Annotated in this window: 16 protein-coding genes; 9 read left to right on the forward strand and 7 right to left on the reverse strand. The window is 61.4% G+C overall.

What is annotated here, in order from left to right:
- Window positions 1-6 precede the first annotated feature (6 nt).
- From murD to lpxC, 9 genes are all read left to right on the forward strand, one after another.
- On the forward strand, window positions 7-1,353 hold the full coding sequence (murD, locus tag ACM6J5_RS22630; protein WP_414929382.1) for a UDP-N-acetylmuramoyl-L-alanine--D-glutamate ligase: 1,347 nt from the start codon (window positions 7-9) through the stop codon (window positions 1,351-1,353).
- Window positions 1,350-2,567: a putative lipid II flippase FtsW gene (gene ftsW, locus ACM6J5_RS22635; protein WP_056726220.1), complete on the forward strand. Its 1,218-nt coding sequence runs from the start codon at window positions 1,350-1,352 to the stop codon at window positions 2,565-2,567. The genes murD and ftsW overlap by 4 nt, the downstream gene beginning before the upstream one ends.
- Window positions 2,557-3,627: an undecaprenyldiphospho-muramoylpentapeptide beta-N-acetylglucosaminyltransferase gene (murG, locus tag ACM6J5_RS22640; protein WP_008045918.1), complete on the forward strand. Its 1,071-nt coding sequence runs from the start codon at window positions 2,557-2,559 to the stop codon at window positions 3,625-3,627. The genes ftsW and murG overlap by 11 nt, the downstream gene beginning before the upstream one ends.
- On the forward strand, window positions 3,620-5,080 hold the full coding sequence (gene murC, locus ACM6J5_RS22645) for a UDP-N-acetylmuramate--L-alanine ligase (RefSeq protein ID WP_007989894.1): 1,461 nt from the start codon (window positions 3,620-3,622) through the stop codon (window positions 5,078-5,080). Before murG ends, murC begins: the two co-directional genes overlap by 8 nt.
- Window positions 5,077-6,060 (forward strand): D-alanine--D-alanine ligase, encoded by a 984-nt coding sequence (locus ACM6J5_RS22650; protein ID WP_414929383.1) that lies wholly within the window; start codon window positions 5,077-5,079, stop codon window positions 6,058-6,060. Before murC ends, ACM6J5_RS22650 begins: the two co-directional genes overlap by 4 nt.
- Before the next feature lie 4 nt (window positions 6,061-6,064).
- Window positions 6,065-6,934 carry a cell division protein FtsQ/DivIB gene (locus ACM6J5_RS22655; protein WP_095943491.1) on the forward strand — a complete coding sequence of 290 codons (870 nt, stop codon included), beginning with the start codon at window positions 6,065-6,067 and terminating at the stop codon, window positions 6,932-6,934.
- 15 nt (window positions 6,935-6,949) lie between these two features.
- On the forward strand, window positions 6,950-8,209 hold the full coding sequence (gene ftsA / locus ACM6J5_RS22660; protein ID WP_007989901.1) for a cell division protein FtsA: 1,260 nt from the start codon (window positions 6,950-6,952) through the stop codon (window positions 8,207-8,209).
- Between the two features lie 73 nt (window positions 8,210-8,282).
- On the forward strand, window positions 8,283-9,473 hold the full coding sequence (gene ftsZ, locus ACM6J5_RS22665; RefSeq protein ID WP_095943492.1) for a cell division protein FtsZ: 1,191 nt from the start codon (window positions 8,283-8,285) through the stop codon (window positions 9,471-9,473).
- A gap of 112 nt (window positions 9,474-9,585) precedes the next feature.
- Window positions 9,586-10,497 carry a UDP-3-O-acyl-N-acetylglucosamine deacetylase gene (gene lpxC / locus ACM6J5_RS22670; RefSeq protein WP_007916984.1) on the forward strand — a complete coding sequence of 304 codons (912 nt, stop codon included), beginning with the start codon at window positions 9,586-9,588 and terminating at the stop codon, window positions 10,495-10,497.
- A gap of 101 nt (window positions 10,498-10,598) precedes the next feature.
- Here the strand turns inward: lpxC and ACM6J5_RS22675 are convergent, their stop codons facing one another.
- From ACM6J5_RS22675 to ACM6J5_RS22705, 7 genes are all read right to left on the reverse strand, one after another.
- Window positions 10,599-12,101 carry a diguanylate cyclase gene (locus tag ACM6J5_RS22675; RefSeq protein ID WP_414929384.1) on the reverse strand — a complete coding sequence of 501 codons (1,503 nt, stop codon included), beginning with the start codon at window positions 12,099-12,101 and terminating at the stop codon, window positions 10,599-10,601.
- Between the two features lie 247 nt (window positions 12,102-12,348).
- Complete coding sequence (locus tag ACM6J5_RS22680) at window positions 12,349-12,573, reverse strand: hypothetical protein (protein WP_414929477.1); 225 nt, start codon at window positions 12,571-12,573, stop codon at window positions 12,349-12,351.
- A 249-nt stretch (window positions 12,574-12,822) separates the two neighbouring features.
- Window positions 12,823-14,187, reverse strand: coding sequence for a heavy metal sensor histidine kinase (locus ACM6J5_RS22685; protein ID WP_414929385.1), 1,365 nt, complete (start codon window positions 14,185-14,187; stop codon window positions 12,823-12,825).
- Complete coding sequence (locus tag ACM6J5_RS22690) at window positions 14,177-14,854, reverse strand: heavy metal response regulator transcription factor (protein ID WP_095943495.1); 678 nt, start codon at window positions 14,852-14,854, stop codon at window positions 14,177-14,179. The genes ACM6J5_RS22685 and ACM6J5_RS22690 overlap by 11 nt, the downstream gene beginning before the upstream one ends.
- A gap of 8 nt (window positions 14,855-14,862) precedes the next feature.
- Window positions 14,863-17,964: a multidrug efflux RND transporter permease subunit gene (locus ACM6J5_RS22695; protein ID WP_095943496.1), complete on the reverse strand. Its 3,102-nt coding sequence runs from the start codon at window positions 17,962-17,964 to the stop codon at window positions 14,863-14,865.
- On the reverse strand, window positions 17,961-19,121 hold the full coding sequence (locus ACM6J5_RS22700) for an efflux RND transporter periplasmic adaptor subunit (protein WP_414929386.1): 1,161 nt from the start codon (window positions 19,119-19,121) through the stop codon (window positions 17,961-17,963). The genes ACM6J5_RS22695 and ACM6J5_RS22700 overlap by 4 nt, the downstream gene beginning before the upstream one ends.
- Before the next feature lie 264 nt (window positions 19,122-19,385).
- The gene (locus tag ACM6J5_RS22705; protein ID WP_414929387.1) at window positions 19,386-20,354 is read right to left on the reverse strand and encodes a LysR family transcriptional regulator; all 969 of its coding nucleotides are present in this window, start codon (window positions 20,352-20,354) and stop codon (window positions 19,386-19,388) included.
- Between the last annotated feature and the right edge of the window lie 3 nt (window positions 20,355-20,357).

Here is a 20,357-nt window from a genome sequence, read left to right on the forward strand (position 1 = left end):
AAACACGTGTCTCTGATCGCTTCTGACCACTTCCGCATCGTTGTCGGCCTCGGCAAGAGCGGCATGTCCCTGGTTCGCTTCCTGGCGAACCAGGGCGTGGCGTTTGCCGTGGCCGATACGCGGGAAAATCCACCGGAACTGGCCACGCTCAAGCGTGACTATCCCCACGTGGAAGTGCGTTGTGGCGAGCTGGACGTCGAATTCCTGTGCCGTGCCGACGAGCTCTACGTGAGCCCCGGCCTGGCGCTGGCGACCCCGGCCCTGCAGGCTGCCGCCGCCCGTGGCGTGAAGTTGTCCGGCGACATCGAGCTGTTCGCGCGTAACGCGAAGGCGCCGATCGTGGCCATCAGCGGCTCCAACGCGAAAAGTACCGTGACCACCCTGGTCGGCGAGATGGCGGCTGCGGCCGGCAAGCGAGTTGCCGTCGGTGGCAACCTCGGTACGCCGGCGCTGGACTTGCTCAGTGACGACATCGAGTTGTACGTGATGGAACTGTCGAGTTTCCAGCTGGAAACCACCGATCAGCTCAACGCCGAAGTGGCGACCGTGCTCAATATCAGCGAAGACCACATGGACCGTTACAGCGGTCTGCCGGCCTATCACCTGGCCAAGCACCGGATCTTCCGGGGCGCCAGGCAGTTCGTGGTCAATCGCCAGGATGCCCTGAGTCGTCCGTTGATGGGCGAAGGTCAGCCTTGCTGGACCTTCGGCCTGAGCAAACCTGATTTCAAGGCCTTTGGTATCCGTGAAGAAGGCAGCGAGAAATACCTGGCCTTCGAATTCCAGAACCTGATGCCGGTGCGCGAATTGAAGATTCGCGGCGCCCACAACCAGTCCAACGCCCTGGCGGCCCTGGCCCTGGGCCATGCGGTCGGCCTGCCGTTCGACGCCATGCTGTCGAGCCTGCGCACCTTCGCCGGTCTCGAGCATCGTTGCCAATGGGTCCGCGACCTCGACGGCGTGGGCTACTACAACGATTCCAAGGCCACCAACGTCGGTGCCGCCCTGGCGGCCATCGAAGGTTTGGGCGCAGACATCGACGGCAAGGTCGTGCTGATCGCCGGTGGCGACGGCAAGGGTGCCGAGTTCAAGGACCTGCGCGATCCGGTGGCGGCCAACTGCCGCGCCGTGGTCCTGATGGGCCGCGACTCCGACAAGATCGGCGAGGCCATCGGCGATGCCGTACCGCTGATCCGCGCCGGCTCCCTGGTCGAAGCCGTCGAACAATGCCGTGCCGCAGCCCAACCGGGCGACGTAGTGCTGCTGTCGCCAGCCTGCGCCAGTTTCGACATGTTCAAGAACTACGAAGACCGTGGTCACCAGTTCGTCCAAGCCGTGGAGGATCTGGCATGAGCCTCAAAGGCATCATCAAGCCGTATCCATCGCCACTCATCACCGGGCGGGGTATCGACCTTGATTTCCCGATGCTCGCCGGTTGCCTGACGCTGCTCGGCCTGGGGCTGATCATGATCGCCTCGGCATCGACCGAAGTGGCGGCCGTGCAGTCGGGCAGCGCCCTGTATTACATGATTCGCCACCTTATTTACGTGGTGCTGGGCCTGGGTGCCTGCATCGTCACCATGATGATCCCGATCGCCACCTGGCAACGCCTGGGCTGGCTGATGCTGCTGGGTGCGTTCGGCTTGCTGGTGATGGTGATCATTCCGGGGATCGGCCGTGAAGTTAACGGCTCAATGCGCTGGATCGGCTTCAGTTTCTTCAACGTCCAGCCTTCCGAGATCGCCAAGGTGTTCGTGGTGATCTACCTCGCCGGTTATCTGGTGCGCCGCCAGAAAGAAGTGCGTGAAAGCTGGATGGGCTTCTTCAAGCCGTTCATCGTGCTGCTGCCGATGGCAGGTCTGCTGCTGATGGAGCCGGACTTCGGTGCCACCGTCGTGATGATGGGGGCCGCTGCGGCGATGCTGTTCCTGGGCGGCGTCGGGCTGTTCCGTTTTTCCCTGATGGTGGTGCTGGCTGTCGGCGCGGTGGTGCTGTTGATTCAGATGCAGCCCTATCGAATGGCGCGCCTGACCAACTTTGCCGACCCGTGGGCCGACCAGTTCGGCGCCGGCTATCAGCTGTCCCAGGCGTTGATCGCCTTCGGTCGCGGAGAATGGCTGGGCGTCGGCCTGGGCAACAGCGTGCAAAAACAGTTCTACCTGCCGGAAGCCCACACCGACTTCGTGTTCTCGGTCCTGGCCGAAGAGCTGGGTGCGGTGGGTTCGTTGTGCACCGTGGCATTGTTCGTCTTCGTGTGTATTCGTGGCATGTACATCGGACTGTGGGCTGAAAAGGCCAAGCAGTTTTTTGCAGCTTACGTGGCATATGGCCTGTCGTTCCTGTGGATCGGTCAATTCCTGATCAACATCGGCGTGAACGTCGGTCTGCTGCCGACCAAGGGTCTGACCCTGCCGTTCCTCAGTTATGGCGGCAGTTCGTTGGTGATCTGCTGTGCCTGTCTCGGCTTGTTGCTGCGCATCGAGTGGGAAAGTCGTACCCACCTGGGCAGTGAAGAGATGGAGTTCCATGAAAGCGACTTCGCCGAGGAGCCGAACCATGGGCGCTAACGTCATGATCATGGCCGGCGGCACCGGTGGCCACGTGTTCCCGGCGCTGGCCTGTGCCCGCGAATTCCAGGCGCGCGGCTATACCGTGCACTGGCTCGGCACACCCCGAGGGATCGAGAACGATCTGGTGCCGATGGCCGGTATCGAGTTGCATCGGATCAACGCCAGCGGTCTGCGGGGCAAGGGCAAATTGTCCCTGCTCAAGGCACCGTTCATGTTGCTCAAGTCGGTTTGGCAGGCGCGGGCGATCATTCGTCGTCTGCAACCGGTCTGTGTCGTGGGCTTTGGTGGCTTTGTGACCGGTCCTGGCGGTGTCGCGGCCAAACTGGCCGGCGTGCCGGTGATCGTTCACGAACAGAACGCCGTGGCCGGTACCGCCAATCGGTTGCTGGTGCCGTTTGCCGCCCGAGTCTGTGAAGCGTTCCCCGACACCTTTACCCTGTCGGACAGCCGCCGGACCACCGGTAATCCGGTGCGCACTGAGCTGTTCCTCGAGACATCGCGACCTGCCCTGGCCGGTCGCAAGGCGCGTTTGCTGATCCTGGGCGGAAGCCTGGGCGCAGAGCCGTTGAACAAGTTGCTGCCTGAAGCCCTGTCGCAAGTCGCTGCCGACTTGCGTCCGGAAGTGTTCCATCAGGCCGGCAAAAACCACGATGAAGTGACTGCAGAGCGCTATCGCGCGGCTGGCGTCGAGGCGCAAGTGCAGCCCTTCATCAAAGACATGGCCCAAGCCTACGGCTGGGCCGACCTGGTGGTATGTCGCGCAGGCGCGCTGACCATCAGTGAACTGGCCGCCGCCGGTCTGCCCTCGATGCTGGTGCCTTTGCCTCACGCCATCGACGATCACCAGACCCGCAACGCCGAATATTTGGCCCGTGAAGGCGCAGCCTTCCTGATGCCACAAAGAACGACTGGCGCAGCGGATCTTGCCGCTCGCCTGACAGAGGTCCTGATGCAACCACAACGACTCAACGAAATGGCTACCGCGGCACGCCGCCTGGCCAAACCCGATGCCACCCGTAACGTGGTCGATAGCTGCCTGGAGGTGGCCCATGGTTGAGAGTCAGAAAGCCATGCCGCAACCGGAAATGCGCCGCATCCGCCGTATCCACTTCGTCGGCATCGGCGGTGTAGGCATGTGCGGGATTGCCGAAGTGCTGCTGAACCTGGGTTATGCCGTGTCCGGTTCCGACCTGAAGGCTTCGCCGGTGACCGAGCGTCTGGAGTCCTTCGGGGCGCAGATCTTCATCGGCCATCGCGCCGAGAACGCCGCGGCCGCTGACGTTCTGGTGGTGTCGAGCGCCGTGAACACCTCCAACCCGGAAGTCGCTACCGCGCTGGAACGCCGTATCCCGGTGGTGCCGCGTGCTGAGATGCTGGCTGAGCTGATGCGTTATCGCCACGGCATTGCCGTTGCCGGTACCCATGGCAAAACCACCACCACCAGCCTGATCGCTTCGGTGTTCGCCGCCGGTGGCCTGGACCCGACATTCGTGATCGGTGGACGCCTGAATGCCGCGGGCACCAATGCCCAGCTCGGCACCAGCCGCTACCTGATCGCCGAAGCCGACGAAAGCGACGCCAGCTTCCTGCACTTGCAACCGCTGGTGGCCGTGGTCACCAACATCGACGCCGATCACATGGCGACCTACGACGGCGACTTCAACAAGCTGAAGAAAACCTTCGTCGAGTTCCTCCACAACCTGCCGTTCTACGGTCTGGCGGTGGTGTGCCTGGACGATCCGGTGGTGCGTGAAATCCTCCCGCAGGTCAAACGCCCGACGGTCACCTATGGCTTCGGCGAAGACTGCGACGTGCGCGCCATCAACGTGCGCCAGCAAGGCATGCAGACCTTCTTCACCGTGCTGCGCCCTGACCGCGAGCCGCTGGATGTTTCGGTCAACATGCCGGGCAACCACAACGTATTGAACGCACTGGCGACCATCTGCATCGCCACTGACGAAGGCGTCAGCGATGAAGCCATCGTCCAGGGTCTGTCCGGGTTCCAGGGTGTCGGCCGACGCTTCCAGGTCTACGGCGAACTGCCGGTGGACGGCGGCAATGTGATGCTGGTCGATGACTACGGTCACCACCCGACGGAAGTCGCGGCCGTGATCAAGGCCGTACGCGGTGGCTGGCCGGAGCGCCGCCTGGTGATGGTCTACCAGCCGCACCGTTACAGCCGCACCCGTGACCTGTACGACGATTTCGTCAATGTGCTGGCCGACGCCAACGTCCTGCTGCTGATGGAAGTCTATCCGGCCGGTGAGGAGCCGATCCCAGGGGCCGACAGCCGCAAGCTGTGCAACAGCATCCGTCAGCGTGGCCAGCTGGACCCGATCTACATCGAGCGTGGTGTCGACCTCGCGCCAGTGGTCAAGCCGCTGCTGCGTGCCGGCGACATCCTGCTGTGCCAGGGCGCCGGCGATATCGGCGGTCTCGCACCAAAACTGTTGAAAAGTGAGTTGTTCGCCGGTGCCGTTGCCGCACCGGAGAAGGGGAAGTTGAAATGAGTGCTGCCTACGCCAACCTGGTCTCCACGATCGCGCCGAAAGACTTCGGCCGTGTCGCCGTGCTGTTCGGCGGCAAGAGCGCCGAGCGAGAAGTGTCCCTGAAGTCCGGCAACGCCGTTCTCGACGCACTGCAAAGCGCCGGTGTGGACGCGTTCGGCCTCGACGTGGGCGATGACCTGCTGCAGCGTCTGCAGAGCGAAAAGATCGACCGCGCCTTCATCATCCTCCACGGTCGTGGCGGTGAAGACGGCAGCATGCAGGGCCTGCTCGAATGCCTGGGCATTCCGTACACCGGCAGTGGCATCCTGGCTTCGGCCCTGGCCATGGACAAACTGCGTACCAAGCAGGTCTGGCACAGCCTGGGCATTCCGACCCCACGTCACGCGGTCCTTTGCAGCGAGGCCGATTGTATTTCGGCGGCGACGGAACTGGGCTTCCCTTTGATCGTCAAACCGGCCCATGAAGGTTCAAGTATCGGGATGGCCAAAGTGAGTTCCTCTCCTGCGTTGATCGACGCATGGAAAGCGGCCAGTACCTACGATTCGCAAGTGTTGGTCGAGCAATGGATTCACGGTCCGGAGTTCACCATCGCCACCCTGCGTGACCAGGTGTTGCCACCGATTGCCCTGGGCACGACGCACAGCTTCTACGACTACGACGCCAAGTACATCGCCAACGATACCCAGTACCGCATTCCGTGCGGTCTGGACAGCGCCAAGGAAAAGGAACTCATGGACCTCACGGCGAAAGCCTGTGAAGCGCTGGGGATCGCCGGTTGGGGCAGGGCAGACGTGATGCAAGACGCCGACGGGCAGTTCTGGTTCCTGGAAGTCAACACCGCACCGGGCATGACCGATCACAGCCTGGTGCCGATGGCGGCCCGTGCCGCCGGTCTGGATTTCCAGCAACTGGTTCTGGCCATTCTGGCCGAGAGCGTTGTCGGCAACACTGCCGGTAACCAAGAGTCGACGAGAGGTTAAGGCCATGCAAGGCGCTCAGCTCAGACATCAGCCCACCGCACCGACCGGCCGCAAGCCGGTACCGCGGGGCGCCAGCCGAATGGTGGCCAAAGAGCCGATGTCCGCGCGCCTGCCGAAAGCCAATTTCGGTTTTCTCAAAGCGTTGTTCTGGCCGGTACTGCTGGTGGCTTTGGGGGTCGGTACTTATGAAGGCGCGACGCGGTTGTTGCCGTATGCCGACAGACCGATCACCAAAGTCAACGTGCAGGGCGACCTCAGTTACATCAGTCAGCAAGCGGTGCAGCAGCGGATCGCCCCGTACGTGGCGTCGAGCTTCTTCACCATTGACCTGGCGAGCATGCGCACCGAGCTGGAAACGATGCCATGGATTGCCCACGCCGAAGTGCGCCGGGTGTGGCCGGATCAAGTGGTGATCCGCCTGGAAGAACAACTGCCGGTGGCCCGCTGGGGCGACGAGTCGCTGTTGAACAACCAGGGCCAGGCCTTCACTCCGCGCGAGCTGGCGAACTATGAACACCTGCCACAGCTGTTCGGCCCACAGCGGGCCCAGCAGCAAGTGATGCAGCAATACCAGGTGCTGAGCCAGATGCTCAGGCCGCTGGGCTTCTCGATTGCACGCCTGGAGCTGCGTGATCGCGGCAGCTGGTTCCTGACCACCGGCCCAGGCAGTGCGGGTCCCGGGATCGAACTGCTGCTGGGACGCGGCAACCAGGTGGAAAAGATGCGCCGTTTTATCGCCATCTATGACAAGACGCTCAAAGAACAGATTACGAACATTGCGCGCATCGATCTGCGCTACGCCAACGGCCTCGCTGTTGGCTGGCGGGAACCTGTAGCGCCCACGGCAGCCCAACCCGCTGTCGCGAAGAATTAAGAAGAGGCAGGACCCATGGCAAACGTGCAAAGCGGCAAAATGATCGTCGGTCTCGATATCGGCACCTCCAAGGTGGTGGCGCTGGTGGGCGAGGTCGCGGACGACGGCACGCTGGAAATCGTCGGGATCGGTACTCATCCGTCCCGTGGCCTGAAAAAAGGCGTGGTGGTGAACATCGAGTCCACCGTGCAATCGATCCAGCGCGCCATCGAAGAAGCGCAGCTGATGGCTGGTTGCCGCATTCACTCGGCGTTCGTCGGCGTGGCCGGCAATCACATCCGCAGCCTGAACTCCCACGGCATCGTGGCGATTCGTGATCGCGAAGTCAGCTCGGCGGACCTCGAGCGCGTTCTCGACGCCGCCCAGGCCGTGGCGATCCCGGCGGACCAGCGCGTGCTGCACACCCTGCCGCAGGATTACGTGATCGATAACCAGGAGGGTGTCCGCGAGCCGCTGGGCATGTCCGGCGTGCGTCTGGAAGCCAAGGTCCACGTGGTCACCTGCGCCGTCAACGCCGCACAGAACATTGAAAAATGTGTGCGCCGCTGCGGTCTGGAAATCGACGACATCATTCTCGAGCAACTGGCTTCCGCGTACTCGGTACTGACCGATGACGAGAAAGAGCTGGGCGTGTGCCTGGTGGACATCGGTGGCGGTACCACCGACATCGCGATCTTCACCGAAGGCGCGATCCGTCACACCGCGGTGATCCCGATTGCCGGCGACCAGGTGACCAACGACATCGCCATGGCGTTGCGCACTCCGACCCAGTACGCCGAAGAAATCAAGATCCGCTACGCCTGCGCCCTGGCCAAACTGGCCGGTGCCGGTGAAACCATCAAGGTGCCAAGCGTTGGCGACCGTCCACCGCGCGAGCTGTCCCGCCAGGCCCTGGCCGAAGTGGTCGAGCCGCGCTACGACGAACTGTTCACGCTGATCCAGGCCGAACTGCGCCGCAGCGGCTACGAAGACCTGATCCCGGCCGGCATCGTGCTGACCGGCGGTACGTCGAAGATGGAAGGCGCTACCGAACTGGCCGAGGAAATCTTCCACATGCCGGTGCGCCTGGGCGTGCCTCACGGCGTGAAAGGTCTGGATGACGTGGTGCGCAACCCGATCTATTCCACCGGCGTCGGCCTGTTGATGTACGGCCTGCAGAAGCAGTCCGACGGCATCTCGTTCTCGGGCATCGGCAGCCGCGACAGCTATAGCAACGAAGAACCACAGGCTCCGCTGCTGGACCGCCTGAAGAAGTGGGTTCAGGGCAATTTCTGAAGATTTACCGCAATACCGTTACACCGAAGCACGCAGTAGGCGAAAAAACTAGAGAATGTAAAGGAGAGGGAAAATGTTCGAACTCGTAGACAACATCCCCGCAAGCCCGGTAATCAAAGTTATCGGTGTCGGCGGTGGCGGCGGCAACGCTGTCAACCACATGGTCAAGAGCAACATTGAAGGCGTCGAGTTCATCTGCGCCAACACCGATGCTCAAGCGCTGAAAAACATCGGCGCGCGGACCATCCTGCAACTGGGCACGGGCGTGACCAAGGGCTTGGGCGCTGGCGCCAACCCTGAAGTCGGCCGTCAGGCCGCTCTGGAAGATCGTGAGCGTATTGCCGAAGTCCTGCAGGGCACCAACATGGTGTTCATCACCACTGGCATGGGCGGTGGTACCGGTACCGGTGCTGCGCCGATCATCGCCGAAGTGGCCAAGGAAATGGGCATCCTGACCGTTGCGGTCGTGACCCGTCCGTTCCCGTTCGAAGGCCGCAAGCGTATGCAGATCGCCGACGAAGGCATCCGCATGCTTTCCGAAAGCGTCGACTCGTTGATCACCATTCCCAACGAGAAGCTGCTGACCATCCTCGGTAAAGACGCAAGCCTGCTGTCGGCTTTCGCCAAGGCCGACGATGTACTGGCCGGTGCCGTTCGCGGTATCTCCGACATCATCAAGCGTCCGGGCATGATCAACGTCGACTTCGCCGACGTGCGTACCGTGATGAGCGAAATGGGCATGGCGATGATGGGCACTGGCTGCGCCAGCGGTCCGAACCGTGCACGTGAAGCGACCGAAGCGGCCATCCGCAACCCGCTGCTCGAAGACGTGAACCTGCAAGGCGCACGCGGCATCCTGGTGAACATCACTGCCGGTCCTGACCTGTCCCTGGGTGAGTACTCCGACGTGGGTAGCATCATCGAGGCATTCGCTTCCGAGCACGCGATGGTCAAGGTCGGTACCGTTATCGATCCGGACATGCGCGATGAGCTGCACGTGACTGTCGTTGCCACCGGTCTGGGCGCTAAAATCGAGAAGCCTGTGAAGGTCATCGACAACACCGTCCACACGTCGATGGCAGCACAGCCACAACAGGCCCCTGTTCGTCAGGAAGCTCCAGCGGTGAACTACCGTGACCTGGACCGTCCGACCGTCATGCGCAACCAGGCCCAGGCCGGGGCTGCGACTGCCGCGAAGATGAATCCGCAAGATGACCTGGACTACCTGGACATCCCGGCTTTCCTGCGTCGTCAGGCCGATTGATGGAATGTATCAGGGCTATGAAGGTGATTGGTGTTCAGCAAAGGCTCGGTCTGCTATCATCGCCAGCCTTTGTTGATACCAGTTCGCAATTTGCGCTGAAGCGGCCCAAGCCATGATTAAACAACGCACACTGAAAAATATTATCCGTGCCACAGGTGTAGGCCTGCACTCCGGGGAGAAGGTCTACCTGACCCTCAAGCCTGCGCCTGTCGACACTGGCATTGTGTTTTGTCGCGCTGACCTCGACCCTGTGGTGCAGATTCCTGCCCGCGCGGAAAACGTCGGTGAAACCACTATGTCGACCACGCTGATCAATGGCGACGTCAAAGTGGACACGGTAGAGCACTTGCTCTCGGCCATGGCTGGCCTGGGCATCGATAACGCCTACGTCGAGCTCTCCGCGTCCGAAGTCCCGATCATGGATGGCAGCGCTGGACCTTTCGTATTCCTGATTCAATCGGCAGGCCTGGAAGAACAGGACGCCGCCAAGAAATTCATCCGCATCCTGCGTGAAGTGACAGTGGAAGACGGCGACAAGCGCGCCACTTTCGTCCCTTTCGAAGGGTTCAAGGTGAGCTTCGAGATCGATTTCGATCACCCGGTTTTCCGGGACCGCACCCAGAGTGCAAGCGTGGATTTTTCCAGCACTTCGTTCGTAAAAGAAGTCAGCCGCGCCCGTACCTTTGGCTTCATGAGTGACATCGAGTACCTGCGCAAGCACAACCTCGCACTCGGCGGCAGCGTTGAAAACGCAATCGTGGTCGACGCCGATGGCGTACTGAACGAAGACGGCCTTCGCTATGAAGACGAATTCGTGAAGCACAAGATCCTCGATGCAATTGGCGACCTGTACCTGCTGGGCAATAGCCTGATTGGTGAGTTCAAGGGCTTCAAGTCCGGCCATGCACTGAACAACCAGCTGCTGCGCAAGTTGATTGAGCAGACAGATGCCTGGGAAGTCGTGACGTTCGAAGACGCCAGTACTGCACCAATCTCTTACATGCGTCCGGTTGCGGCCGTGTAAGCAAAAAACCTCTCTAGTTTTTTAAAGGCTGCCTTCGGGTGGCCTTTTTTTATGTCCCGAGTTTTGTATTGCCTGGGCAGGCCCCCCATCCAATGAAAATCCTATTCGGCACAAACAACCCGGTTACGCCCCCCTTCCTTGGCCTGATACAACGCCTTGTCGGCGCTGAACAGCAATTGTTCCAGATTGATATCGCTGCCCGACGTCCAGGTGGCAATGCCGATACTTACGCTCATCGGCGGCTCACCGGCGTCCACCAGTGGCAGTTTCTGCACCGCCTCGCGGATGTGCTCGGCGATCTGCTTCGCGCCTTCACTTTCAGTTTCGGCCAGGACCACCGAAAACTCTTCGCCACCATAACGAGCCACCAGATCCGCCGGGCGATGGACATTGGCGCGGATGACCTCGGCCAATGCCCGCAAGGCGTCGTCGCCGGCCTGATGCCCGTGCCGGTCGTTGAAGGCCTTGAAGTGATCGGCATCGATCATCAGCAACGACAACGGCTTGCCACTGCGTTGCGCGCGAAACCATTCATGGCGCAGGGTCAGATCAAGGGAGCGACGGTTGGCCACGCCGGTCAAGGCATCGGTGGCCGCCAGTTGCGCCAGTTCCTGCTCGGCACTTTGGCGCCGTCGCAGCTCGCGGCAGAGCATCCAGGTCAGCCACAACAGGCCGATGCACAAAACCCCTGTTGCACCACTGATCGCATAGGCCGTGCGGTTCCAGGCAGCGAACACTTCGTCGATGGAAAGGGCCACGATGACGGTCAGCGGCAGATTGCCGACCCGGGTAAAGGTGTACAGGCGCCGTTGATGGTCGACACTCGACACGCTTTCAAAGGTACCACTGCGCTCGTGCAGCATGCGTGCGACGTTGGGACGGCTGGACAAGCTTTTGCCAATGGCGTTTTGCTCACGGTACGGTTTCTGTGCCAGGAGAATCCCGTCATCATTGATGATGCCCAGCGTACTGCCGTTGCCGATGTCGAGGCTGTTGAATAGCTGATCGAAGTAACTCATGCGCATCGACGCCACCGCAACCCCCAGAAACTCGCCCGTGGGCGATGAAATGCGCCGGCTGAAACTGATGCGCCATTCGTCGCTGTCATCGCAGTCGCAGCGTGGCTTGAAGGGCCGGCTGATAAACATGCCGGTGTCGCGATTGAAGACATGGGCCAGGAAATAATCGCGGTCAGCGAAGTTGCCCGGTTTCGGTTCGATCAATGAGGAGTCGGCCAGCACGTCGCCGTGCTTGTCCAGCAGCAGGATATCGCCCTTGTAGCGCGCAGTGGTGGAGCGGTCGAACAGCACCAGATGACGGATCTGCGGTGCGACCTGTTTAAGGTCGTCCCGTTGGGCGGCGGCGATCAGGCCCTGCAAGGTCAAGTCATAGAGTTCGACCGTACGCAGGACATCGGCATCGATCAGTTGCGCGATGGTGGTCGCGCTGCGGGTGGCGGTCTGCTGGGCGTTGGCGTGTTCGCGGATCAGCAGAAAGGTGACGATGCACAGGATCGAGATGACGGTCAGGGTGCTGCCGAAGATCACCATGATCTCGGGTCGCCCGGTCGGGCCTTGAAAAAGTGCGGTGCGGCTTGCGGTCATAGGGCTGACGTCTGCTTAAGGGACGCTCTAAGCGTAGTTGCATAAACGTAGCAGCCGAGTGAATCCTTCCTGTTGCTCGAGCGATTGATCAATGGCGTGGGCGTCAGTGACTTTCGTTGCGGAAATTGCAATGAAGGCCGAGTCGCCACTATAAAAAAAGCCGCTGACAACAGCGGCTTTGGAGACAACTTTTCAATGGGAAGAGCCGATGAAAAGTGTCGAGGGAAACGGGAGTGATCGGTGCCGGTCAGCTGTCCTTCTCGACCAGTGGCTGGGTCTGGATACTGGATGCCTGCGGGGCCTGAGAGTCTTGTACAGCCTTGGCCGTCATCTCGATCCGATGCTCTTCGAACGTCGCAGCGCGCGCGGCGTTATGCGCGACGAACGTCTGCGATTCTTCCGCCATCGCCAACGGCGACAGGAACAAAGAGGACAAAACGAAAGCGCTGGCAATACCCATAGTGTTGGACATCTTGAAAACCTTCTTGCTTGGCAAGTGCTGTTTGGTGCGGGCAAAGATAAGGATATGAGGCGAGGGGAAAAAGAGCGGATTCATGAAAGGACTGTTGCTGTTATGGCAATAGTGGGTTGGCCGCCTAAATGTGTTCATCCCGGATCCAATGCGGGAGCGAGCCTGCTCGCGATAGCAGCACCTCGGTCCTTGGGTTGCACCGCGTTGCCTGCATCGCGAGCAGGCTCGCTCCCACAAGGGAATAGGGTTTCATACCGGGAGGTGAATGCCGAACGTATTCATCCCATGATCACTGCGTACGAACACATCCCCACCATGCATCAACGCAATCGCCTTGACGATGGCCAGCCCCAGACCGTGATTGTGGCCGCTGTTGCTGCGCGACGCATCGACCCGGTAGAAGCGTTCGAACAGGCGCGGCAGATGCTCACTGGCAATCGGCGAGCCGGGGTTGGCGACGCCGATGCTGACTTGATGCTCCCGGGCTTCGATCCGCACTTGAATCACCTGCCCGGGCGCGGTGTGCTGCACCGCGTTATTCAACAAGTTGATCAACGCCCGGCGCAGATGGGCGATCTCGATGCACACTTGTGCGTCACCACTGACCTCGACCTGGACCTGGGCGTCTTCGAGAATGAAGTCCAGATATTCCAGGGTCGTGGCCACCTCATCGGCCAGCGAGGTCGAGGTGAGTTTGGTCGCCTTGCTGCCCTGATCGGCGCTGGCGAGGAACAGCATGTCGTTGATGATCGAACGCAGTCGCTCAAGCTCTTCGAGGTTCGATTGAAGCACTTCGAAGTAATGTTCGGCGGAGCGTCCGCGAGTCAATGCGACCTGGGTCTGGCCGATCAGATTGGTCAGTGGCGAGCGCAGTTCGTGGGCGACATCGGCGTTGAACGACTCAAGGCGCGAGTAGGCCTGCTCGACCCGCTCCAGGGTCGAGTTGAACGAACTGACGAACTGATCGAGTTCTGGCGGCAAGGGTGACAATCGCAAGCGCCCCGAGCGCAACGGCGGGGCCAGGCGCTGGGCCTCCTGGGACAGTTTGATCAGCGGCTTGAGGCCGATCCGCGCCACCCAATAACCCAGTGCCGAGGCCAACAATACACCGACAATCGCCAGGCTGATCAGCGCGACCAGCAGGTGATGCTGGGTATGGAAAAACGTTTCGGTGTCGATGGCGATCATGAAGCGCAGCGGTGGGCGCTGGTCCTTGGCCGGGAACTCGCTGACCAGCACTTTCAGCGGATACGGGTGCTCCGGCAGATGCATGTCGCGCGTGCCCAGCGGACCTTGGGCAAAGGTGCGGATATGCGGTGTCAGGTTGCCGTATTCGTAGTGTGGATCGCCGCTGATGATCCAGAAACTGATGCGCTTGTCTTCTTCGCTCAGCAGGTTGAGCTTGTTGTTGATCCTCACCCAGTGCTCGGGCGTGCCGTAACGGCCGACCATGGATTCGAGCACGCTGTAGCGCGCATCGAGTTCGGCTTCGGGCAACAGGCCCAGGCCTTTGTCGACCTGCTGGTACAGTGCCCAACCGATCAACAAAAACACCAACAGCGCCACCAGCGTAAACATGCCGCTCAGGCGCAGGGCAATGCTGTTACTGGACACCACGGCTCTCCAGCACGTAACCCATACCACGAATGGTGTGCAGCAGCTTCTCTTCGAACGGTCCGTCGAGCTTGGCCCGCAGGCGTTTGATCGCGACTTCGACGACGTTGGCGTCGCTGTCGAAATTGATGTCCCAGACCATTTCGGCAATGGCGGTTTTCGAGAGGATTTCACCCTGGCGCCGGGCCAGCACGCTGAGCAGCGAGAACTCCTTGGCAGTCAGGTCCAGACGTGTACCGCCGCGGGTGGCCTTGCGGCTGATCAAATCTATCCACAGGTCGGCGATGCTCACCTGCACCGGTTCATGGCCGCCGCTACGGCGGGTCAGCGCTTGCAGGCGCGCCACCAGTTCAAGGAAGGAAAACGGTTTGCCCAGATAGTCATCGGCGCCTTCGCGCAGGCCCTTGATGCGATCCTCCACACGCTCGCGGGCGGTGAGCATGATTACCGGGGTTTGCTTGCGTGCACGCAACGCACGCAGCACGCCGAAGCCGTCAAGGCTCGGCAACATGACGTCGAGGACGATCACCGCGTAGTCGCTTTCCAGCGCCAGATGCAGACCTTCCACACCATCGCGGGCCAGATCCACGGTGAAACCCTGTTCCGTCAGGCCGCGATGCAGATAGTCCGCGGTTTTTTCTTCGTCTTCGATAATCAGAACGCGCATGACCCGCCTCAGTCTGTGGTCGCCAGCACCGGTTCTGGCGCAGGTTTAGGCCGATGGAACAGACGCTCCAGCCACAAGTATATGACCGGCGTGGTGAACAGCGTCAGCGCCTGGCTCACCAGTAAACCGCCGACTACCGCGATCCCCAGGGGCTGGCGCAATTCGGCGCCGGTGCCGTAGCCGAGCATTAGCGGCAGGGCGCCGAGCAGGGCGGCGAGGGTGGTCATGATGATCGGCCGGAACCGCGTGATGCAGGCCTTGAAGATCGCTTCCTCAGGCGACAGCCCGCCATTGCGCTGCGCTTCGAGGGCGAAGTCGATCATCAGGATGCCGTTTTTCTTGACGATACCGATCAGCAGCACCAGGCCGATCAGCGCCATGATCGAAAAGTCCTGGCCGCAAATCCACAGCATGATCACCGCGCCGAGGCCCGCTGAAGGCAAGGTCGAAATGATCGTCAGCGGATGCACGAAGCTCTCGTAGAGCACACCGAGAATGATGTACACCGCCAACAGCGCCGCCAGGATCAGCCACGGCTGGCTGGCCAGCGAACTCTGGAACGCCTGGGCCGCGCCCTGGAAGTTGCCGCTGATGGCGCTTGGCATGCCGATGTCGGCCTTGGCCTGGTTGAGCATGATCACCGCATCGCCCAACGCCACGCCGGGGGCGAGGTTGAACGACAGGTTGGCGGCGGGAAACATCCCGTCATGGGCGATGGACAGCGGGCCGATGGTCGGCGCATCGAACCTGGCCAGGGCCGACAGCGGCACCATTTCCCCGCTCAGGGGCGAGCGCAGGTAGAAATAGTTGAGGCTTTCGGCCTTGCCGCGCTGTTTGGTATCCAGTTCCAGGATCACGTTGTACTGGTTGATCTGGGTCTGGAATTCATTGACCTGGCGCTGGCCGAAGGCATCGTAAAGGGCTTCGTCGACATCGCTGGCGGTGAGGCCGAAACGTGCCGCGGCGCTGCGATCGATGCTGATGTGGGTGATGCTGCCGCCCAGTTGCAGGTCGTTGGAAATGTCGCGGAAGGCCGGGTTGGCGCGCAGTTTTTCCGTCAGGCGTTGGGTCCAGGTGCTGAGGGTCGCACCGTCGTTGCTCTTGAGCACGTATTGGTACTGGGCGCGGCTCGGGCCGGAGCTGAGGTTGATGTCTTGCCCTGCACGCAGGTACAGCACGATGCCCGGGACTTTCATCAGTTGCGGGCGAATCCGGTCGATGAACTGGCTGGCCGAGACATCGCGATCACCGCGTTTTTTCAGGGTGATCCAGAAGCGGCCGTTGGCAATGGTCTGGTTGCTGCCCGAGACGCCGACGGAATGTGAAAACGTTTCGACTGCGGGATCGGCAGCGACGATTTCGGCCATCGCCAGGTGTTTTTTCACCATGTCGCCATAGGAAATATCGGCAGCGGCTTCGGTGGTGCCAAGGACGAAACCGGTGTCCTGGATCGGGAAGAAACCTTTGGGAATGAAGATGTAGCCGGCAACAGCCAGCCCCAGTGACAAAGTGAACACGCCGATCATCATTTTCTGGTGGGCGAGGGCATGGCGCAGGCCTTTTTCGTACCAGGCCAACAGGCGTTCACCAAAGCCCGGTTTGCTATGAGCGTGATGCACCGGTGCCCGCATGAACAGCGCTGCCAGCGTTGGCGCCAATGTCAGCGAAACCACCACCGAAATCAAAATGGTGGAGGTGGCGGTCAGGGCGAACTCCTTGAAAAGTCGCCCGACCACACCGCCCATGAACAGCAGCGGAATGAACGCCGCCACCAGCGAGAAACTGATCGACACCACGGTGAAGCCGATCTCCCCGGCGCCCTTGATCGCCGCTTCGCGCATGCCGTCACCGGCCTCGAGATGCCGGTGGATGTTCTCCACCACCACGATCGCGTCGTCCACCACAAAGCCCACGGCGACCACGATCGCCACCAGGGTCAGGTTGTTCAGGCTGAAGCCCATCACATACATCAGCGCGAAACTGGCGATCAGTGACACGCCGAGCACTGCCGACACGATCAGTGTGGCCGACAGTTGGCGCAGGAACAGCGCCATCACGGCCACCACCAACATGATTGCAATCAGCAGGGTGATTTCCACCTCATGCAGCGAGGCACGGATGGTCTGGGTGCGGTCGATCAGCGTCTTGACCTGCACCGAGGCGGGGAGCATCGCCTCCAGCGCCGGCAAGGCGGCCTGGATGCGGTCCACGGTTTCGACGATGTTGGCCCCCGGCTGGCGGAAGATCACCAGGTTGACCCCCGGTTGTGAGCCCGCCCAAGCCTGGATGTAGGCATCTTCCGAACCGTTGACGACTTTGGCGACATCGCGCAGATGAACCGGTGCACCGTCCTTGTAGGAAACGATCAACTGGCTGTATTCGTCGGGGTGGAACAACTGGTCGTTGGTGGACAGGGTTGAAATGCTCGATTCGCCGTACAGCGCCCCTTTGGCCAGATTGAGGCTGGTCTGCTGGATCGCCAGGCGGATGTCGGCGAGGGTCAGGCCGATGGCCGCAAGCTTGTCCGCCGATACCTGGACGCGAATCGCCGGACGCTGCTGACCGGTGATGACGACCTGGCCTACACCGTCGACCTGACTGAGCTGACGGGACAACAAGGTTTCCGTCAGGTCGCTGAGCTCAGGGCCTGGCATCAACGAGGAGTTGACGCTGAGGATCAGCACCGGGCTGTCGGCCGGGTTGACCTTGCGCCAGGTCGGCAGGTTCGGCATGTCCTTGGGCAGTTTTCCCGCGGCGGTGTTAATCGCGGCCTGCACTTCCTGGGCCGCGGTGTCGATGCTCTTGTCGAGGGTGAATTGCAGGGTCAGGTTGGTCGAGCCCAGTGCACTGCTCGAGGTCATCTGGGATACGCCGGGAATGGCGCTGAATTGCACTTCAAGGGGCGTGGCCACCGACGACGCCATGGTTTCCGGACTGGCGCCGGGCAGTTGCGCGGCCACCTGGATGGTCGGGAATTCGGCCTCCGGCAACGGCGCTACCGGCAGGCGCGCAAACGCGATGACACCCAGCAGCACCAGGGCGAACGTCAGCAGGACCGTGGCCACCGGATGGTCGATGCACCAGGCTGAAATAGAACCATGGCCCTTCATTGCGCGGCCTCCGATCGCACCACTTGCGGCGGCTCGGTCAGCACTTGCACAGTAGCGCCGGGTTTGAGCCGCGACTGACCATCGCTGACCAGTACATCACCCGGCTTCACGCCCTTGATGATGTCCTGGCCGCTGCCTTGATAGACCATCTGCACCTGCACGGCTTCGACCTTGTCGCCATTGACCCGGTACACGAAGTGCTGGTCGAGGCCGCGTTGTACGACTGTCGGCGGCACCACCAGCGCATCTTTATCCAGGGCTGTCTGAATCTTTACCGTCACCAGCAGGCCCGGCCAGAGCTTCTGCCCCGGATTGTCGAACTCGGCCTTGGCGCGGATGGTGCCGGTGCTGGCGTTGATCTGGTTGTCGATCAGGGTCAGGTGACCCTCGCCGAGCAGGTTGCCGGTTTCGCCGTCGGTGTCGGCCCCGATGTAGGCCTTGACCCGGGCGTGCTGTGGATCGTTGATCAGGCCTTGCAGGGTCGGCAGCATTTGCTGCGGCAGTGAAAACTCCACGGCGATCGGGTCGATCTGGGTGACAGTGAACAGGCCCTTGGTGTCGGTCATGCGCAGGAAGTTGCCTTCGTCCACCGTGCGAATACCGACCCGGCCGCTGACCGGTGAGCGAATTTGTGTGTAGGAAAGCTGCACCTCGGCGGAATCAATCGAGGCCTGGTTGCCTTGGGCGGTGGCCTTGAGCTGGTTCACCAGGGCCTGTTGCTGGTCGTAAGTCTGCTTGGACACGCCGTCGTCGACACTCAACAGCTTGTAGCGCTTGAGGTTGACCTGCGCCACTTGCAGTTGCGCCTGGCTTTCGCCCAGTTGTGCCCGGGCCTGGTCGAGGCTGGCGCGGATCGACCGGTCGTCGATGGTGGCCAGCAGGTCACCTTTTTTCACCAGTTGGCCTTCCTTGACCAGCAGTCTGGTGAGGATACCGTCGATTTGCGGGCGGACCACGACGCTGTGCAGGGACAGCACCGAACCGATGCCACTGAGGTAGCGCGGCACGTCTTTTTCGGCGACGGCGACCACGCGTACCGGGATGGCGGTGGGGGTGGCGAGTTTGGCCTTGACCGGTTTGTTGGCGTACCACAGGCCCAGCGCTGCCAGAACGATCAGAAGGGCGGCGAGCAGGGCGGGTTTTTTCTGGATTCGCATGCGAGTGGGGCGCCGGGGCTGGGTAGACGGTTGGTATTTTCCTTTATAAACCTGTTTGCCGGTCAGGAGGGTGACGGCTAACTGACGGCGCTGTCAGTTTGGCTGGGAGGCTGGTGCTCCTCTGTAGGAGCGAGCCTGCTCGCGATGGACGACAACGATAACGTGGGAAACCAGATTCACCCCGGCGCACTCAGGTTTTTCGCGAGCAAGCTCGCTCCTACGGAGATGCACGCCGATCTGCTGTTGCTCCTACGGGTATGCGCGTCAATTCGCCACCCGAACTCCACCCAGGCTTCCGCTCAATTCATACGCCGCCAGTTCCGCTTGGTGCGCCGCCAGCAATTCCGGCAAGGATCCACGCAAATACTCGACCCAGGTCTTGATCTTCGCATCCAGGTACTGGCGTGACGGGTAGATCGCATACAGGTTCAGCTCCTGCGAGCGGTACTTGGGCATCACCCGGACCAACGTGCCGTTGCGCAAGCCTTCGATCGCGGCGTACAGCGGCAGCACGCCAACGCCCATGCCGCTGATGATCGCGGATTTCATTGCATCGGCGGAGTTCACCAGGAACGGTGAGCTGTTGATGGTGACCATTTCCTGGCCATCAGGGCCGTCGAAGGCCCATTTTTCCAGTGGAATCACCGGGCTGACCAGGCGCAGGCAGGCGTGGTTGAGCAGGTCGCTGGGTTTTTGTGCGCAGCCGTTGGTTTTGACGTAGGCCGGCGAGGCGCAAACGATGCTGTAGGTGATGCCCAGGCGCTGGGAGACGAACCCCGAATCCGGCAGTTCGCTGGCGAGGACGATGGACACGTCGTAACCCTCGTCGAGCAGGTCTGGCACGCGGTTGGCCATGGTCAGGTCGAAGGTCACGTCCGGGTGGGTCTTGCGGTAGCGGGCGATGGCGTCGATCACGAAGTGCTGGCCGATGCCGGTCATGGTGTGCACTTTCAGTTGCCCGGCCGGGCGGGCGTGGGCGTCGCTTGCCTCGGCTTCGGCTTCTTCGACGTAGGCCAGGATCTGTTCGCAGCGCAACAGATAACGCTTGCCGGCTTCGGTCAGGGCGATGCGGCGGGTCGTTCGGTTGAGCAGGCGGGTTTGCAGGTGGGCTTCCAGGTTGGAGACCGCGCGCGAGACGTTGGCCGTGGTGGTGTCCAGTTGCACGGCGGCGGCGGTGAAGCTGCCGGCTTCGGCCACGTAACTGAAGGCGCGCATGTTTTGCAAAGTGTCCATGGG

This window comes from Pseudomonas sp. IT-P74 (assembly GCF_949768175.1).
GTDB lineage: Bacteria > Pseudomonadota > Gammaproteobacteria > Pseudomonadales > Pseudomonadaceae > Aquipseudomonas.

What these genes read in the sequence shown, in the direction of transcription:
- ftsW (WP_056726220.1), top strand. Translation starts at nt 1,350, where the DNA reads ATGAGCCTCAAAGGCATCATCAAGCCGTATCCATCGCCACTCATCACC.
- murG (WP_008045918.1), top strand. Translation starts at nt 2,557, where the DNA reads ATGGGCGCTAACGTCATGATCATGGCCGGCGGCACCGGTGGCCACGTG.
- murC (WP_007989894.1), top strand. Translation starts at nt 3,620, where the DNA reads ATGGTTGAGAGTCAGAAAGCCATGCCGCAACCGGAAATGCGCCGCATC.
- ACM6J5_RS22650 (WP_414929383.1), top strand. Translation starts at nt 5,077, where the DNA reads ATGAGTGCTGCCTACGCCAACCTGGTCTCCACGATCGCGCCGAAAGAC.
- ACM6J5_RS22655 (WP_095943491.1), top strand. Translation starts at nt 6,065, where the DNA reads ATGCAAGGCGCTCAGCTCAGACATCAGCCCACCGCACCGACCGGCCGC.
- ftsA (WP_007989901.1), top strand. Translation starts at nt 6,950, where the DNA reads ATGGCAAACGTGCAAAGCGGCAAAATGATCGTCGGTCTCGATATCGGC.
- ftsZ (WP_095943492.1), top strand. Translation starts at nt 8,283, where the DNA reads ATGTTCGAACTCGTAGACAACATCCCCGCAAGCCCGGTAATCAAAGTT.
- lpxC (WP_007916984.1), top strand. Translation starts at nt 9,586, where the DNA reads ATGATTAAACAACGCACACTGAAAAATATTATCCGTGCCACAGGTGTA.
- ACM6J5_RS22675 (WP_414929384.1), bottom strand. Translation starts at nt 12,101, where the DNA reads ATGACCGCAAGCCGCACCGCACTTTTTCAAGGCCCGACCGGGCGACCC.
- ACM6J5_RS22680 (WP_414929477.1), bottom strand. Translation starts at nt 12,573, where the DNA reads ATGTCCAACACTATGGGTATTGCCAGCGCTTTCGTTTTGTCCTCTTTG.
- ACM6J5_RS22690 (WP_095943495.1), bottom strand. Translation starts at nt 14,854, where the DNA reads ATGCGCGTTCTGATTATCGAAGACGAAGAAAAAACCGCGGACTATCTG.
- ACM6J5_RS22695 (WP_095943496.1), bottom strand. Translation starts at nt 17,964, where the DNA reads ATGAAGGGCCATGGTTCTATTTCAGCCTGGTGCATCGACCATCCGGTG.
- ACM6J5_RS22700 (WP_414929386.1), bottom strand. Translation starts at nt 19,121, where the DNA reads ATGCGAATCCAGAAAAAACCCGCCCTGCTCGCCGCCCTTCTGATCGTT.
- ACM6J5_RS22705 (WP_414929387.1), bottom strand. Translation starts at nt 20,354, where the DNA reads ATGGACACTTTGCAAAACATGCGCGCCTTCAGTTACGTGGCCGAAGCC.